Here is a 16,769-nt window from a genome sequence, read left to right as displayed (position 1 = left end):
ATAATGATTAAAAAGATTTGCCTGCTGCTAACACTTGCATTGGTTGTCAGTTGTGGTTCTTCAAAAGTGCGTACCACGCCAACGAAAATTACAACAACCAAAAAACATACTACAGTAAAATCACACTCGGGAACAACGAGAAATAATTCGTCATCTTCGGAAAATTCGAGGCCTTCTGAGGTTTTGGAAGCAACATCTAAAATAAAAGTAACCACGGAAATCGTAAATGCCTACATTGGGAAATTCAATGAAACGGCAAAAGAAAACATGCGAAATCATGGAATTCCGGCCAGTATCACATTGGCACAGGGAATATTGGAATCCGGTGCCGGAGTGGGAACTTTGTGTATAAAAGCAAATAATCATTTTGGAATAAAATGTCATACGGGATGGACCGGTGATAGTGTGCGTCATGATGATGATGCCGAACAGGAATGTTTCCGTAAATATAGCGATCCGGCCGAATCATTCCGGGATCACTCGCTGTTTCTCACAACCCGAAGCCGGTATGCTGCGCTGTTCAAATTGCCAAAAGGGGATTACGCGGCCTGGGCTAAAGGCTTAAAAAGCGCAGGATATGCTACCGATCCGAAATATCCGGATAAATTAATCGGACTTATTGAACGATATGAACTTTATAAATACGATTCGGAAGTATTGGGAAGCGGTTATACAAAACCGGTGATTAAAAAAGATACGGCAACGGTAAGTGTAGAAACCGGTGCCGGAACATATCGGGTTGCACAAGGTGATACATTGTATTCAATCTCCAGAAAATTCAATTTAACGGTTGATGAATTAATGAAAATCAACAACCTGACTTCAAATGCAATTTCAATTGGTCAAGTAATAAAAGTAAAATCATAATAATGTTATATAAAAGAAGCAGTCAGCTGTTTGCTGAAGCATCAGAAGTTTTACCGGGCGGAGTGAATTCACCGGTTCGTGCGTTTAAATCGGTTGGTGGAACTCCGATTTTCGTGAAAGAAGCGAAAGGAGCTTATTTGTATGATGAAGACGGAAATCGTCTGATCGATTATATCAATTCGTGGGGACCAATGCTTTTGGGACATGCCTACGAACCGGTAGTAACGGCTGTGGTGGAAAAAGCGAAAAAAGGAACTTCTTTCGGTATGCCGACGGAATTAGAAACGGAAATTGCAAAACTGGCAGTATCAATGGTGCCGGGTATCGAAAAAATCCGATTTGTAAACTCCGGAACGGAGGCTTGTATGAGCGCAATCCGACTGGCACGTGGATTTACGAATCGCGACAAAATCATAAAATTTGCCGGATGTTATCACGGTCATTCCGATTCTTTCCTGATTCAGGCGGGAAGCGGAGCGATTACTTTCGGAGCACCTAATAGTCCGGGTGTGACGCAGGGAACAGCAAAAGATACCCTTTTGGCTCGTTATAACGATTTAGATAACGTACGGTCATTATTCGAAGCGAATAAAAATGAAATAGCAGCGATCATTGTAGAACCGGTTGCCGGAAATATGGGATGTGTACCGCCGCAAGACGGATTTTTACAAGGTTTAAGAACGCTTTGTGATGCAAACGGAACCTTGCTTATTTTTGATGAAGTAATGACGGGATTCCGCTTGTCTAAAGGTGGAGCTCAGGAATTGTTTAATGTAAAAGCAGACATCGTAACTTTCGGAAAAGTAATCGGAGGCGGATTGCCTGTTGGTGCATTTGCAGCCCGAAATGAAATCATGAATTATCTGGCTCCGTTAGGACCGGTTTATCAGGCCGGTACGTTGTCCGGAAATCCGTTAGCAATGGCTGCGGGTCTTGCGATGCTTAGCGACATCAATAAAAATGAAGGTCTTTTTGATCGTTTGGAACAAAAAACAGCTTATCTGGAGAAAGGAATTCGGGAACAATTGGAAAAAGCCGGTGTTGTGTTTACAATTAACCGTGTAGGATCAATGATTTCCGTTCATTTTGACGCAACACCGGTTGTTGATTTTGATACGGCTAAAAACGGCGATAATGAAACCTTTAAGAAGTTTTTCCACGGATTGCTTCAGGAAGGTATCTATATTGCTCCGTCAGCTTACGAAACCTGGTTTATTACGGATGCATTGTCTTATGAAGATTTGGATAATACAATTGCAGCCGTTGGGAAAGTGGCAGAAAAGCTATAACTGGAAAATAGCAATATAAAAAAACGCACCGTTAGGTGCGTTTTTTGTTATTCGGAAACCAGGCGTTTCACTAAAGTAGGATTCGCATCCAGTTTTTGAAGTTGTGCCTGAGTTAGAGGTGCTCTTAAATAATGTTCGACTATTCTAACCAACTCCTTTTTTCGTCCTTCCGGCAATTCCGGTGTAAGGTTTAGGTGTTTCATTTCCAGACCTTTTGAAATTTGAACTTTCTGTTCATCGGTAAGTGGAATATAAGAAGTCAGAGCTGTAATGTCGTTTTGAACTTTTTTAGCGATCTCTTTTTGGCGATCCTGTGCAGTAACAGTAACAGAAAAAGAGATAATCATAAAAAATAACGCAATAAATTTTTTCATTGTCTGATAGATTGGCTGAATTATAAAGCCAAAGCTAATTTATTTTGCGATATTTTACTAAAAAAACACTCAAAAATTATTCAGTTGCATTGTTTTTAAGGTTTCTGCCTCTTTTTGTGATTTTTTCCTGACGCATTTGGCCTTGTTTTTCCCATTTTTCCATCTGACCGGAATTTAGGATTTTTTTCATTTCACCTTTAAATGCAATTTTGTCGTCCATACGTTTGTTTTGAAGTGCAAAACGTTCATCGGAAGTCATGTCTTTGTAATTTTTTCGAACATCACCCTGCGCAGCTCTTGCTTCTTCCCGTTTTTTACTTTGATCTAATAAAAGTTTTTCTACTTCTTTTTGCTGTTTAGCAGTCAGATCCAAATCCAATGTCATCTTTTTTACTTGTAATTGTACTTGTTGCTCCGGTGCTAAACGCTCACGACCACCTCGGGATCCTTGTTCTTGTGCGAAACCTGCCATAGTAGCCAAAAGGCAAACGGCTAAAACTAATCTTTTCATAATGCTTTTTTTTAACGTTGTTATGTAGCTTTGACCGGAACTGTTTTAAAAGGTTTAAAATCGGTGAACCTAAATAAAAGTTAAATAAAACAGCGAAATGTTGCCCTTTTGTTAAAAGATATCGTGATGTTGTTTGTAATTGCTGCTTTTAGAACTGGTAGAGCAGAAGCGCAATACCGTTGGAGTGTTAACCTGAATTATACTTTATAATAAAAACACCGGATAGGTTTTCTGATGTAAAAGGAAAACCTGTCCGATGTTCTTAAAAAAAGACCTGACAGACTTTAAAATACTACAATTATAGCCTGTCAGGCAATGCAATCGGAATGAGAATGGCTCATATCCAAATTGCGGTAACAGAAATGAGCTGTCTCTTTTTTGAGGCAGCTTTTTTTTAGGGTTTATTTGACGTTGTAGCTTGCTTTTGTTGCCCCTGAAAACGTTGTTTGTAAATCAGATCCCATTTGTTTTGCTGTTCTTGTGTAAGAATGGCTTTTAAATTGGTTTTTAAGGTTTTTAGGCTTTCGATATATTCGGCTTTTAAAGCTTGGTTTTCTTCCGGTTTAGCAGATTGAAGGCGTAATTTAATGTCTCCTGTTTTTTGGTTATTGTCGGTCAGTACTTTTTCAATTTGCTGCTGCTGACTTACAGTTAGATTAAGATCGGTAGCCATGCGTTTTACCTCCATTTTAGCTTTTTGCTCGGCCGTAAGAGAGGTTTGTGCCGGATTGGAAGATTGGGCATAAATCGACAGGGAAAAAATACTCAGAATAAGGATGAGAAATGTTTTCATAGCCTTATGGTTTAAGTTGTAAATCCGTGATAAGTAATTTAAAATTAAGAAATTAAAATGCTAGTTGGTCGGATTTTCTTTAAAATGAGTTTTTTTGTCGATAAAGTCCTGTTTTTGAATGCTTAAAACTAAAAATTGAGATGTTGATGAATAAAAAAGGCTGTCAATTTTGACAGCCTTTTGGTTTTTATATTCGAATGGTTACGATTGCAATTCTACTACTTTGCTTTCACCGTTTACTACAACTTTGGTTAAACCGTGTTGTGAAAGTGCTTTCATCGCTTTATCCCATTTTTTACCGCTTAATCCGGCCTGATTTTTTAATTCGGCTAATTCAAGAGTGTTCGCATTTTTCTCTAAAATAGCAATGATTGCTTTTTCTTCCTCTTCCAATTCGATTTGGATTGCTTTTTTCTCCGGACGCATTTGCGGGAAGAATAAAACTTCCTGAATTGAAGGATTGTTGGTTAAGAACATGATTAAACGATCCATTCCGATTCCTAATCCGGATGTTGGCGGCATTCCGTATTCCAAAGCGCGTAAAAAGTCATTGTCAATAAACATAGCTTCGTCATCACCTCTTTCAGATAAAGCTAATTGTGCTTCAAAACGAGCTCTTTGATCAATAGGGTCGTTAAGCTCAGAATACGCATTTGCAATTTCTTTTCCGCAAACCATTAATTCAAAACGCTCTGTAAGTTCCGGATTATCACGGTGTTCTTTAGTAAGCGGACTCATATCTTTCGGATAATCCGTGATAAATGTTGGCTGGATAAAATTACCCTCACATTTTTCGCCGAAAATTTCATCAATCAATTTTCCTTTACCCATAGTTTCATTTACGGCAATTCCCATCGATAGTGCAGCGGCTCTTAATTCTTCTTCGGTTTTTCCTGTAATGTCGAAACCTGTAAATTGTTTGATCGCATCTGTCATCGATACACGGGCATAAGGTGCTTTAAAGTCAACCGTATGTTCGCCGAAAGTGGCTTGTGTTGTACCGTTTACCTGTGTAGCACAATATTCCAAAAGATTTTCGGTAAATTCCATCATCCAGTTGTAGTCTTTATAGGCTACATAGATTTCCATAGCGGTAAACTCCGGATTGTGAGTTCGGTCCATTCCTTCGTTACGGAAGTTTTTAGAAAATTCATAAACACCGTCGAAACCACCCACGATTAATCTTTTTAGGTATAATTCGTTGGCAATTCGCATGTATAAAGGAATGTCCAATGAATTATGATGCGTGATAAACGGTCTTGCGGCCGCACCACCCGGGATGGATTGTAATATCGGAGTTTCTACTTCAAAATAGCCTTTGTCGTTAAAAAACGTACGCATGGCATTGAATAGCTTGGTTCTTTTGATGAATACTTCTTTAACCTGCGGATTAACTACAAGATCGACATAACGCATACGGTAACGTAATTCCGGATCGGTAAAAGCATCGAAAACATTTCCTTCAGCATCTACTTTCGGTAACGGTAACGGACGTAAAGTTTTGCTTAGTAAGGTGATGTTTTTCGCACGAAGTGTTTTTTCGCCTACCTGAGTAGTGAATAATTCGCCTTCGATTCCGATAAAGTCACCTAAGTCAATTAATTTTTTGAAAACTTCGTTGTAAAGCGTTTTGTCTTCGTCCGGACAAATTTCGTCACGGTTAATGTATACCTGAATACGACCTTCACTGTCCTGTAATTCGGCGAATGAAGCTTTACCCTGAACGCGGGCAGACATCAAACGACCGGCCACAATTACCTTCTTTCCTTCTTCAAAAGTTTCCTTGACCTGCTTCGACGTATGATTAACGGGAAACAAATTAGCGGGATATGGGTTTATTCCAAGTTCTTTCAACTTACCCAGTTTTTCTCTTCTGATGATTTCTTGTTCTGAAAGTTGCATAATTGTGATTTATTTTTAAGCGGGCAAAGATAGGTATAATTTGAGAATGAATCAATTTGAAATTTTGAAAATGATACTATAAGGTATTGCAAACAGAAAGTAGTATCTTTGAAGTTCAATTATAAGGATGTAATTATATGATGGGAAAAATTCGTTTTGTCTTGATTTTAGCGGCGGCTCTGGTTATGACGAGTTGTAATTTTACAGAGAACGTTTATATTAATAAAGACGGGAGCGGGAAGTTTGCGCTCGACATTGATGCTTCCACTATGATGAGTATGATGGGGGGAGAAGGAGGAGAGCAGAGTGTTGATACTACTTTTACGTTTAAAGCCTTGTTAGCTCAAAAAAAAGACAGTATTGCAAAACTACCGTTGGCCGAACAAGAGCGGTTAAAAAAGATGGAAGGATTTTCGGTGCGTACAAATGTAGATGAAAAGTCGAAAAAATTCGTGCTTTCCCTTATGGGAGATTTTAAAAAGCCGTCTGATTTAATGGATGCGATGTCGCTAATGAAATCGATGGACGATTTGCAGTCCAAAGACGGGGGCCGACTTTCAAAATTGGGAGATTTAAATACCGATTTGAAATATGCATTCGACGGAAAAAAATTCACCCGAAAAGTAACGATAAAAGATGCGGTGGTACAAAAACAGTTGTCGGATAGTTTGGCAACAATCAAACCGATGCTGGAAACATTTACCTATACCGTAAAATATCATTTTCCGAAAAAAGTAAAATCGGTTTCAGTAAAGGATGCTCTTTTTAGTGAAGATAGAAAAACAGTTACGATTCAGTATCCGTTTGCCGATTTTATAGAAAAACCGGAAGTGATGAATTTTGAAGCCGTTCTGGAAAATAAATAAGTAAGTAATGCAGATGAATAAGCAAGTTATATTCCGGGACCTTGGCTTAAGAGATTATAAAGAGGTTTGGGATTATCAGGAATCTTTATTTAAAGAGGTACTGGATATTAAGATTAGTAATCGAAGAGAAGAAAAAGAAGAGGCTACGCCGAATTACTTCTTGTTTGTTGAGCATCCTCATGTATATACATTAGGTAAAAGCGGTGACTTTTCGAATTTGTTGTTAAATGAAAAACAACTCGAAGATAAAGGGGCGTCTTTTTATAAAATCAACCGCGGAGGAGATATTACGTATCATGGGCCCGGTCAGGTGGTAGGTTATCCGATTCTGGATCTGGAAAATTTTTTTACGGATATACATAAATATCTTCGTCTTTTAGAGGAAGCGATTATTTTGACATTGGCTGAATACGGATTGCAATGTGAAAGGAGTGAAGGGGAAACAGGAGTTTGGCTTGGAGTAGGAACGCCGTTTGCCCGAAAAATATGTGCGATGGGAGTGCGGGCTTCACGTTGGGTGACCATGCATGGCTTCGCATTAAATGTAAATTCCGATTTAGGTTATTTCGATAATATTATTCCGTGTGGGATAAAAGATAAAGCAGTTACTTCGTTACATGTTGAGTTGGGAGTTGAAAAAGTAGACGAAGAAGAAGTGAAAGCGAAAATCCTAAAACATTTTTCAGTTTTGTTTGAAGCGGAAATCGTTCGATAAAAATTATATTATTTTATAAAGAAAAATCCTGATAAAATTTTGTCAGGATTTTTTTTGTATTTAAAATTCAAGTTTTAGTTGTTCCGGAAGTAGTCGGAATGACTTTCTGTGATATTGAGTAGTGCCATATTTTCGGATGGCTTCCCGGTGTTCTATAGTCGGATAGCCTTTGTTCTTTTTCCAGTTGTACATCGGGAATTCCTCATGGATGCGATTCATATATTCGTCACGATACGTTTTGGCTAGAACAGAAGCAGCGGCAATGCTTAGGTATTTGCTGTCACCTTTAACAATGCAGCTGTATGGAATATCCTGGACCGGTTTAAAGCGGTTGCCGTCTACGATAATATAATTAGGTATAGGATTCAGATTGGTAATGCAATTTTGCATAGCCAGTATAGAAGCATTCAGGATATTGATATCGTCAATGATTTCGGGTTCGAGGTGAATTACTTTATAGGAGAGCGCAATTTCTTCAATTATCGGTCTAAGCTTTTCGCGGGTGATTTCAGATAATTTCTTTGAATCGTTGAGTTTTTCAATAATGGTGTCGTCCGGTAAAATTACGGCAGCTGCGGTAACCGGACCGGCGAGACATCCTCTTCCGGCTTCATCTGTACCGGCTTCCAATGTTAACTTTGAGTAATTCTGTAAGAGCATTTTTGTTTTTGGTAAATATATAAAAAAACCACAAATATTTTGAGTAAACGGCAGTAGATGAAAGGACTTTTTTTGATATAGTGTATTTCTGAACGGCTTTTTTTAACACAAATAAAATGCTACAATTCCTATATTATATTTGTTTATTTAAGAAATTATTAAGAAGTTTGCGGAATAACTAACTCAAATAAATTTAATATGAGATCGAAGTTTAAATGGATTTTTACGCTTTTACTAGCGTTTTCGATGCAGTTTTCGTTCGCACAACAGGAGAAAACTGTTACAGGAACAGTGACCGAGGGAGGTCTGCCGTTACCTGGTGTTAGTGTTGTTATTAAAGGAACAACACAAGGCACACAAACTGATATGGATGGTAATTATTCCATAAAAGCAAAACAAGGACAAGTGTTAGTTTTTACATTTGTTGGTATGGAGACTTCTTCTGTAACGGTTGGAGCTTCAAACAAAGTTAATGTTGCAATGCAATCTGAAGCAAAGCAATTAAATGAAGTTGTAGTTGGAGCTTTGGGTATTAAAAAGAGATCAGATGCGATCACTTCAGCTACTCAGGTTATTAAAACTAAAGAGTTAACTCAAGCTGCTTCTCCGAATGCAATCCAGTCGTTAACAGGTAAAGTATCTGGTTTACAAATCAACCAGACAAACAGTGCTGTTGATGCAACTATGAGAATTGTAATTCGTGCTCCTAAATCAATTACACAAAACAACCAGGCGTTGGTAGTTATTGATGGAGTTATCTCGACTGCAGCTATATTACAGCAGTTGCCAACTGAGGCTATCGAGAATGTTACTACAATTAAAGGTTCTCAAGGAGCTGCATTGTACGGATCTGATGGTGTTAACGGGGTATTAATCGTTACTACTAAAAAAGGTGCTGCTCAAGGTCAAAAAATGACTGTTGCAATTAACTCTTCAATTGACTTTACTACTGTAGCTTATCTTCCTGAAAGACAAACAAGATATGGTCAAGGATGGGATGGACAGCATTATTCTTATGAGAATGGTACTTGGGGTCCTGAGTTTGACGGTTCTATCCAGCCAACTGGTTTACCGCAAGCTGATGGAAACTTCCTGATGTTACCTTACAAATCTTTAGGAAGTGATAATATCAAGAAATTCTTTAAAACCGGAGTTTTAACTCAAAACGGTGTTTCGTTATCTTCAGGTAATGAGGATGGGTACCTTTTCTTTACTGCTAACAAGTTGAAAAATGAGTTTGTTATTAAAGATGACGTTTTAGACAGAACTAACTTCCAGTTTAAAGCTGGTAAAAAAGTAGGAAGATGGAATGTTGAAGGAAATGCATTTTATACTTCTCAGGAGTCAAGAACTACAAGTTCAAGTTTGTACTATGACTTATTACAAACTCCAACAAACGTTCCAATCGAAATGTTTGAAAATGCAGGAAACTTACACGGATACAATTACTATCAAAGAAACCCTTACTGGGTACGTGATAACGTAAGAAATCAATCAAACACTGATATCTTTAATGGTGTTGGTAAAATATCTTTTGAAGTGAACAAAAACATTAACTTGTCTTACACAGGTGGTGTTAACTTCTCTCATACAAGAGCTTTAGGATATACTAATGATTATGTTGATCCTTACAACTACGGTGGTGAAGATAGAACAGTAGTTTCTTCATTGTCAACTTCTAATACTTCTACAAGAAGAATATATGGTGATTTATTGATCAACTTTGATTATGACTTAACAAAAGACATTAACTTCAAAGCTAACATCGGTAACAACGTTCAGGATACTTACGGAACTTCTACATCAGTATCTGGTACTCAGTTAGCAATCCCTGGATTGTATAACATTGCAAACGTATCAAGTGTTCCGAATGCTGCTAATTCATTTTCAAGAACAAGAAGATATGCTTTCTTCGGAAACGTTGATTTATCATATAAAGATTATTTATTCTTGAACTTAACAGGAAGAAACGAGTGGGTATCTTTCTTGAGTACAGATAATAATAACTTCTTCTATCCAAGTGCCGGTTTATCTTTTGTACCAACAAAAGCTTTCGAAAGTTTAAGAAATAACAATACGTTATCTTACGCAAAAATTACAGCGAGTATTGTTAAGGTAGGAAGTGCGAATGGTATTAACCCTTACGAAATTAACAATCTGTATGTAAGATCTACAGGTTATCCGTTTGCAGGTATTAACTCGTATGTGCCTAATATGCAAGGTACATTGCGTTATAATGAAAGAACTAGCCCTTTAATCAAGCCAGAGTTTTATGTAACTAAAGAGGCTACTTTAAACTTAGGTTTCTTAAAAGATAGAATTACATTAGATGTTGCCGGTTATATCAGTGATAATACAGATTTGATTACAACAATCAGTTCTTCTTACGCTTCAGGTAACCCTAACTTTGTTACAAACATTGGTGCTACTAAAACGAAAGGTATTGAAATCGATTTAGGAGTTACGCCAATCAAAACTAAAGATTTTACATGGGAGGCTAGATTCAGTTTCTCTAAAGCAAAAACTACTGTAGAAAAAGTAGCTGATAATACAAAATCTGTAGCTATCTACTCTCCGTACGGTGATTTCGGTATTTTTGCTGAGGAAGGTGAAGAGTATCCAATTCTTAAAGGTTTCGGATATCAAAGAGATGGAGAAGGACGTATTATCGTTGATCCAAATACAGGAAACCCACTTAAATCTACTGATTTAATGAAATTGGGTAAAACTACTCCTGATTATATCTTAGGTTTAAACACATCAATTGATTACAAAGGATTACGTTTAGCAGCAGTAGTGGATTACAGAACAGGTCACCAGTATTATTCTGGTACTAAATATACATTGTCTGCATTCGGTTATTTAGTTGATTCAGCTGAAAACGGAAGAGGCGGTTTCATTATGCCAAACTCTTCTTACTATGATGCTAATACAGGATCTTATGTTGCTAACAACTCTGTTGTAACAGGTGGTGGATCTTCTGTAGGTGTTCAGCAGTACTATGCTAACACGTATTCAAGAATTGATGAAAACTTTATTTTGGATGCTACTGCTTTAAGAGTACGAGAGTTGTCTTTAAGCTACGCAATTCCTGCTAAAATGTTAGAAAGAACAGGTTTAACAAGTTTAAGAGTAGGTGTGAACGCTAGAAATCCATTTACATCATTAGCTAGAGAAAACAGAGGGTACGATGATCCAGAAAGTTCAATCAGTAATGGAAATATTGTAGGTTTCGCTTCTGCTACAAGTAGAACTGGTTCTGGTGGTAGTAACCAGTATCCAAATACCAGAACTGTTGGTTTCAGTCTTAACTTAACCTTTTAATTAAAAAAAGAGTATGAAAAAGTATAAAATACATTTATTTTCATTAGTTGCGGCATTAGGTTTGTCTTCATGTGACAATTACCTGGATATTAATGATTCACCTAATAACCCTACTTATGAAAATGTTACACCTGACTTAGCTTTAAGTGGTGCAATTACACAGCCTTACCGTTCGTTCTCTACACAAGTTAACTTATTAGGAAACTTGTTTATGAACAGTTGGGGAGGAAACGTTAACTCGGTTACAGGAATTTACACTGTAGAGTTTGACTTAAATATTGATAACTCATTCTACGGAAGAATTTGGGAGAACTTATTCCTGACATCTTTAGGTTTAACTAACATCCAAAACTACCCTTCTGATAGTTATGATAATCACAAAGCAATCGCTAAAGTAATGAAAGTTTTCTATTTTCAGTATTTAGTAGATTTATATGGTGATATGCCTTACTCTCAGGCACACAATCCGCTTAACACGACGCCGACTTATGATAATGCACAAACGATCTATAGAGATTTAGTTGCACAATTGGATGCTGCTGTTGCGATGATCGATAATGCACCTGCCGGAACGAATGCAGTTGGATTAGAAGATCCTGTTTTCAAAGGAAACATGAACAACTGGAAAAAATTAGCGAATACTATTAAATTAAGATTGTTAATCAGAGAATCTGGTGTTGCTGCTAGTCAGGCTTACCTTAATTCTGAATTCCAGGAATTAATTAACTCAGGTGCTCAGTTTATTACAGCTGATGCTGTTGTTAACCCTGGTTATTCAAACGCTAATAACGACAGACAGAATCCTTTCTATAACAGTTACGGATATCAAATCAATGAAACGACTCCAAGATCTGGATATACCTCTACTATAGCAACTAAAAATGCTATCGAATCACTTAATGGTGTTAAGTATGGAGTTTTTGATAATCGTTTATCAAGATTATTCAAGCAAGTTGGTAGCTCTTGGGCTGGTGTAATCCAGGGACAAGATGGTATCCAAGCGCCGGATAACTTAGCAAACATCGGACCGGGTCTTGTTAAAAATTCTGCTCAGGACGGTTATATCTTAACAGCTGCTGAAAGCTACTTCTTACAGGCTGAAGCGGCATTCAGAGGGTATTTGCCGGGAACTCCTAAAACCTTATTTGAAACTGGTATTCAAAAATCATTTGATTTGTTAGGAGCAACTAATGGTTCAGCTTATATCAGTAGTATAAATTCTGTTAACAGACTTGGATGGGATGGATCAACTAATAAAATTGAAGCTATCATGACGCAAAAATGGATCGCTTTAATGGGTATTAATGGTATCGAGTCTTGGATCGAGTATACAAGAACAGGTTTCCCTCTAACTGATCTTGCTATCACAGCTACAAGACCTTACAAACCGTATCGTTTAATGTATCCTAACTCTGAATACACTGCAAACGGAAGTAACGTTCCTAGTCAGTCTCAGAATGATGCGTTTACTAACAAAATCTTTTGGGCATTACCATAATTAATGGTCGTTTCCATAAAAATACTATTAAATATGAAAAACATTAAATTATTATTATTGTTCGTTGCATCGGCCGTTATGACGGTATCATGTGACTTAGGCGATGAAGCTCCATCTTATGGTGATTCAAGAGCAATCGTAGGTTTTGCTAAAACAACTCAAGGTGCTGGGATTGTAACTGACGGAACAAATAAAAGAGTTAATGCTGTTATTGAAGTTATCGGAGGTAACCTTGGGTTACCTGCTGAAAATGACATCGCTGTAACATACGATGTTGATGCTTCTAGTACGGCTACTCTTGGTCATGAATTTGATTTCGCATTAACTGAGCGTACATTAATCATCCCTGCTGGTACTAAATCAGTAGTGGTTCCGATCGATGTTCACAGTGGAAATGTTGTTGTTGGACAAGATAAAACTATCGTTTTAAAAGTGACTGCTGCAACTTCTGCTTCAGCTGTTGTTGTCGGTTCAAACTATAGCAAATTATCAATTAGACTTCAAGGTCTTTGTTTCTCTAACTTAGCTGGTAACTATTATATCCCTTACACCAGTGGTAACTCTCCGGTAGTTATTACTAAAGTTGGTGACGGTAACTACAAAAGTAACCGTACTCCGGGATGGCCAACAGCTCCGTATGAGTTCTACTTTACAGACATTTGTGGTCAGTTAACAGTTACAGGATGGTCTAACTCAAATGCTATTTCTGGTACAGGTACAGTTCAAACTAATGGTGATATCTTAATCGCTCTTACTATTGACGTTACCGGATATCCTAATGGTCAGGTTTGGCCAATTAGAAAAGTTAATTAATTCGATAATAAAAATTCAATATGAAAAAAAATAAGAGATATTTAAATTCGGCTTTTGCGTTATTATTATCAGGATTGGCATTTGTATCTTGTAATGATAATGAAGTGGATTATGTATTCAACGAAAAACCGGCGATCACTACTGATCTTTCTGCTTACACTGTAAACGAAGGTGATGAGTTATCGATCGTGTTAACTACTAGTAAAGTTTCTAACGTTCCAATGGAAATTAAGTTAGAAGTTTTAGGAAATAGTACTGCAGTTTTAGATGAAGATTTCGAATTACCAGGAGAGCTTATCGGACCTGAGCAAGGTTTAGGTAACGAAGGTTATATGATCGCTTTCCCGGCTAATGTATCTACATATACAGTTAAAATTCCTATCACTCTTGATGATGAGTTCGAACAAGATGAGCTAATTGCTTTGAAAATTTCAGGTACTCACAACATGAATGGTACTATTGATAAAGTGGTTAACATCACAATCAAAAATAAAGCTAAAGATGAGTTAGATTTAACACTTGGATGGGATAAATCATTCGCGGTAGGTGGAACTAATTACACTTTATGTGGTCTTGATTATGATGTGGATATCTTAGTTTTTGATGCTGTAACTTTCGACCCGGTTGGAGACGGAGCACAAACTGGAGATTGTCCTGAGCATTTAGTAATGCCATTAGCTGATTATCCAAACGGAACTTACTTACTTGTAGGATATCTTTATGATGATGCAGGAGTACCGGGAGCTGGTTTACCAGAATTCAATATTCCAATCACTATTGATTATTTCAGAGGTGGTTCTCAAACTTTAACACCAGGTTCTTACACTCAAACTACAGGTTTCTTGACTTCTAACTCTCAGGGAGAGAACAGTGCAGGTGCCGGAGGTGGTGCTATGACTATCATCGCTAAAGTTGAAGTAAACAACGGTGTATTCAAATTAATGCAACCTAATGATGCAGTTATTGCTCAAGGTAAAGCTTCAATCTTGAATAAAATCAATACAATGAAAAAAGGGAAACCTTTTTCAAAACGTAAATAATTAATTTTACGATTATATTTTAAGCGCTCCGTTTCGGAGCGCTTTTTTTTTGAACAAACATTAAAATAAAGCTCATTTTACAGAATAGCTGCATTATTTGCAAATTTCTAATACCTTTGCCATTCTAATATAGAATTATGAAGTACCTTTTTGCTGCGGTAATACTATTATGCTCGATCTCGATGTCTGGACAGGAAATAAAGTCGGATTCGATCAAGCCCAAAAAATCATTGCGGGACTCGGAAAATAAAACCCATTTCGCACCGATAAACCAGTATAAAATTATTTCTCTGGATAAAGACACTACTTATGTCGATACGTCGCTTACCGTTAAAAAAGACTACGAATTAAATTACCTGAGAAAAGATATTTTCGGTTTAATGCCTTTTGCTAATGAAGGGCAAACCTATAATACGCTCGATTACGGATTAACAACGTATAATGCTTATCCTGAATTCGGTTTTAAAGCCAAGAGCTTTAATTATATGAGAGCAGAAGACATCAAGTATTATTCGATGCCAACACCCATGACGGAACTGTATTATAAGTCGGTGATGGAACAAGGACAAAACCTGGATGCTTTTATTGCTTTGAATACGTCTAAAAATCTAAACTTCGCGATAGGCTATAAAGGATTGCGATCCCTTGGGAAATATGTAAACCAACTTTCCAGTACCGGTAATTTCAGATTTATAACGAGTTATCATACGACAGACAATCGGTATAATTTAAAATTCCACGTTGCCATTCAGGATATATTAAATAATGAAAACGGTGGCGTGAAAAATCTGGAAGAATTTGAAAACAGTATTCCGCCTTATGATGATCGGGCCCGATTGGATGTGTATTTTAGTGACGATACTAAATCATCTCTGGAAGGGAAAAGACTCTTTTTTGATCATAGCTTCCGACTAAATAAAAACAATCCGAATAGTCTGGTATTCCTGCATCGCTTTAGTTATGAATATAAATTTTTCGATTATTCGCAGCCAACAGCTAACACTCGGTTTGGTGATGCCTATTCCACAAGAATAAGTAATAAAACCCGTTTTAATAGTGTTTATAATAAAGTAGGTGTAGCCTATTCCAATCAAAGCTACGGTGATTTTGAATTCTATCTGGAAGATTATCGTTATAATTATTTTTATAAAAGCACGGTTTTAGATGATGGCGGAACAGTTGCTATACCGAATCGTTTAAATGATAAAATCGATTCCTACGGAGCGCAGTACACCTATTATAAAGATAAATGGAAAGGAACATTATTGTTGTCTAATTCCATAACGGATCAGTCATTGGCTAAAATAGAAGGAACCGTACGCTATAACTGGGATGAACGAAATGTTTTTTCATTGCGCTTTCAAACCATGAACAAACTTCCGGATCTGAATTATAATTTGTACCAGAGTGGCTATATTTTCTATAACTGGTCGAACAACTTTAAAAATGAAAAAATTAAAAATGTTGAATTAGATGCTAAAACGAAATGGCTTGATGCATCGATCCGTTATAGTATTCTAAATGATCATTTATATTATGCTAATACCAGCACCGATGTAAATCAGGTCTTAGTTTCACCGCAACAATACGAAAACACAATTAATTATTTTTCCGTAAAAGTGGGACGTGAATTTAAATTCGGAAAATTTGGACTGGATAATACATTATTATACCAAAAAGTAGAGCAAACGGATAAAATCTTAAACGTACCGGAATTCGTAACGCGTAATACCATATATTATGGCGACCACTATTTTTCGAAAGCATTGTTCCTGCAAATGGGCGTGACACTTAATTATTTCTCCAAATACTACGCGAACACCTACAATCCGTTATTAGGGGAATTCTATATTCAACAGGAAAAAGAGATCGGAAATTTCCCGATGCTTGATTTCTTTATCAATGCAAAAATTAAACGTACCCGAATTTATTTAAAAGCAGAACATTTTAATTCCAGTTTTACAGGATATAACTATTACTCCGATCCGAATAATCCGTACCACGATTTTATGGTTCGTTTCGGACTGGTATGGAATTTCTTTAGTTAAGAGTACGTTAGGAATTTTTTATAATACGTCAGATAGCAATATCTTTGACGCTCGAAAAAACTTTTTTAG

14 protein-coding genes are annotated in these 16,769 nt (G+C 37.0%); 9 read left to right on the top strand and 5 right to left on the bottom strand.

Features of this window, described 5'->3' with window-relative positions; translation table 11 throughout:
• Window positions 1-3 precede the first annotated feature (3 nt).
• Window positions 4-867, top strand: coding sequence for a glucosaminidase domain-containing protein (locus NOX80_RS00320; protein WP_256551361.1), 864 nt, complete (start codon window positions 4-6; stop codon window positions 865-867).
• A gap of 2 nt (window positions 868-869) precedes the next feature.
• Entirely contained in the window at window positions 870-2,156 is a 1,287-nt protein-coding gene (hemL, locus tag NOX80_RS00315; RefSeq protein WP_256551360.1) for a glutamate-1-semialdehyde 2,1-aminomutase, read from the top strand.
• A 47-nt stretch (window positions 2,157-2,203) separates the two neighbouring features.
• Here hemL and NOX80_RS00310 read toward each other — a convergent pair whose 3' ends face one another.
• From NOX80_RS00310 to lysS, 4 genes are all read right to left on the bottom strand, one after another.
• Window positions 2,204-2,530: a hypothetical protein gene (locus NOX80_RS00310; protein ID WP_256551359.1), complete on the bottom strand. Its 327-nt coding sequence runs from the start codon at window positions 2,528-2,530 to the stop codon at window positions 2,204-2,206.
• A 76-nt stretch (window positions 2,531-2,606) separates the two neighbouring features.
• A complete protein-coding gene (locus tag NOX80_RS00305; protein WP_256551358.1) occupies window positions 2,607-3,041 on the bottom strand; it encodes a hypothetical protein in 435 nt (144 codons plus the stop codon).
• 394 nt (window positions 3,042-3,435) lie between these two features.
• A complete protein-coding gene (locus NOX80_RS00300; RefSeq protein WP_256551357.1) occupies window positions 3,436-3,834 on the bottom strand; it encodes a hypothetical protein in 399 nt (132 codons plus the stop codon).
• Window positions 3,835-4,035: 201 nt separating this feature from the next.
• The gene (gene lysS / locus NOX80_RS00295; protein WP_256551356.1) at window positions 4,036-5,736 is read right to left on the bottom strand and encodes a lysine--tRNA ligase; all 1,701 of its coding nucleotides are present in this window, start codon (window positions 5,734-5,736) and stop codon (window positions 4,036-4,038) included.
• Between the two features lie 137 nt (window positions 5,737-5,873).
• Between lysS and NOX80_RS00290 the strand changes: the two genes are divergently transcribed.
• Together NOX80_RS00290 and lipB are read left to right on the top strand one after the other, a co-directional pair.
• On the top strand, window positions 5,874-6,602 hold the full coding sequence (locus NOX80_RS00290; RefSeq protein WP_256551355.1) for a hypothetical protein: 729 nt from the start codon (window positions 5,874-5,876) through the stop codon (window positions 6,600-6,602).
• Window positions 6,603-6,615: 13 nt separating this feature from the next.
• The gene (lipB, locus tag NOX80_RS00285; RefSeq protein ID WP_256551354.1) at window positions 6,616-7,317 is read left to right on the top strand and encodes a lipoyl(octanoyl) transferase LipB; all 702 of its coding nucleotides are present in this window, start codon (window positions 6,616-6,618) and stop codon (window positions 7,315-7,317) included.
• A gap of 60 nt (window positions 7,318-7,377) precedes the next feature.
• On the opposite strand, the gene NOX80_RS00280 is transcribed toward lipB, so the two are convergent.
• Window positions 7,378-7,977: a ribonuclease HII gene (locus NOX80_RS00280; protein ID WP_256551353.1), complete on the bottom strand. Its 600-nt coding sequence runs from the start codon at window positions 7,975-7,977 to the stop codon at window positions 7,378-7,380.
• Window positions 7,978-8,175: 198 nt separating this feature from the next.
• Here NOX80_RS00280 and NOX80_RS00275 point away from each other — a divergent pair, with 198 nt between their 5' ends.
• From NOX80_RS00275 to NOX80_RS00255, 5 genes are all read left to right on the top strand, one after another.
• On the top strand, window positions 8,176-11,301 hold the full coding sequence (locus NOX80_RS00275; RefSeq protein ID WP_256551352.1) for a SusC/RagA family TonB-linked outer membrane protein: 3,126 nt from the start codon (window positions 8,176-8,178) through the stop codon (window positions 11,299-11,301).
• A gap of 13 nt (window positions 11,302-11,314) precedes the next feature.
• Window positions 11,315-12,799 carry a SusD/RagB family nutrient-binding outer membrane lipoprotein gene (locus tag NOX80_RS00270; RefSeq protein WP_256551351.1) on the top strand — a complete coding sequence of 495 codons (1,485 nt, stop codon included), beginning with the start codon at window positions 11,315-11,317 and terminating at the stop codon, window positions 12,797-12,799.
• A 33-nt stretch (window positions 12,800-12,832) separates the two neighbouring features.
• The gene (locus NOX80_RS00265; protein WP_256551350.1) at window positions 12,833-13,612 is read left to right on the top strand and encodes a hypothetical protein; all 780 of its coding nucleotides are present in this window, start codon (window positions 12,833-12,835) and stop codon (window positions 13,610-13,612) included.
• 20 nt (window positions 13,613-13,632) lie between these two features.
• Window positions 13,633-14,652, top strand: coding sequence for a hypothetical protein (locus NOX80_RS00260; protein WP_256551349.1), 1,020 nt, complete (start codon window positions 13,633-13,635; stop codon window positions 14,650-14,652).
• A gap of 137 nt (window positions 14,653-14,789) precedes the next feature.
• Window positions 14,790-16,700: a putative porin gene (locus NOX80_RS00255; protein WP_256551348.1), complete on the top strand. Its 1,911-nt coding sequence runs from the start codon at window positions 14,790-14,792 to the stop codon at window positions 16,698-16,700.
• Window positions 16,701-16,769 lie beyond the last annotated feature (69 nt).

Source organism: Flavobacterium cerinum, assembly GCF_024496085.1.
In the GTDB taxonomy this organism is placed as follows: Bacteria; Bacteroidota; Bacteroidia; order Flavobacteriales; family Flavobacteriaceae; genus Flavobacterium; species Flavobacterium cerinum_A.
This window is presented reverse-complemented; position numbering and strand designations above follow the sequence as displayed.

What these genes read in the sequence shown, in the direction of transcription:
- NOX80_RS00320 (WP_256551361.1), top strand. Translation starts at nt 4, where the DNA reads ATGATTAAAAAGATTTGCCTGCTGCTAACACTTGCATTGGTTGTCAGT.
- hemL (WP_256551360.1), top strand. Translation starts at nt 870, where the DNA reads ATGTTATATAAAAGAAGCAGTCAGCTGTTTGCTGAAGCATCAGAAGTT.
- NOX80_RS00310 (WP_256551359.1), bottom strand. Translation starts at nt 2,530, where the DNA reads ATGAAAAAATTTATTGCGTTATTTTTTATGATTATCTCTTTTTCTGTT.
- NOX80_RS00305 (WP_256551358.1), bottom strand. Translation starts at nt 3,041, where the DNA reads ATGAAAAGATTAGTTTTAGCCGTTTGCCTTTTGGCTACTATGGCAGGT.
- NOX80_RS00300 (WP_256551357.1), bottom strand. Translation starts at nt 3,834, where the DNA reads ATGAAAACATTTCTCATCCTTATTCTGAGTATTTTTTCCCTGTCGATT.
- lysS (WP_256551356.1), bottom strand. Translation starts at nt 5,736, where the DNA reads ATGCAACTTTCAGAACAAGAAATCATCAGAAGAGAAAAACTGGGTAAG.
- NOX80_RS00290 (WP_256551355.1), top strand. Translation starts at nt 5,874, where the DNA reads ATGATGGGAAAAATTCGTTTTGTCTTGATTTTAGCGGCGGCTCTGGTT.
- lipB (WP_256551354.1), top strand. Translation starts at nt 6,616, where the DNA reads ATGAATAAGCAAGTTATATTCCGGGACCTTGGCTTAAGAGATTATAAA.
- NOX80_RS00280 (WP_256551353.1), bottom strand. Translation starts at nt 7,977, where the DNA reads ATGCTCTTACAGAATTACTCAAAGTTAACATTGGAAGCCGGTACAGAT.
- NOX80_RS00275 (WP_256551352.1), top strand. Translation starts at nt 8,176, where the DNA reads ATGAGATCGAAGTTTAAATGGATTTTTACGCTTTTACTAGCGTTTTCG.
- NOX80_RS00270 (WP_256551351.1), top strand. Translation starts at nt 11,315, where the DNA reads ATGAAAAAGTATAAAATACATTTATTTTCATTAGTTGCGGCATTAGGT.
- NOX80_RS00265 (WP_256551350.1), top strand. Translation starts at nt 12,833, where the DNA reads ATGAAAAACATTAAATTATTATTATTGTTCGTTGCATCGGCCGTTATG.
- NOX80_RS00260 (WP_256551349.1), top strand. Translation starts at nt 13,633, where the DNA reads ATGAAAAAAAATAAGAGATATTTAAATTCGGCTTTTGCGTTATTATTA.
- NOX80_RS00255 (WP_256551348.1), top strand. Translation starts at nt 14,790, where the DNA reads ATGAAGTACCTTTTTGCTGCGGTAATACTATTATGCTCGATCTCGATG.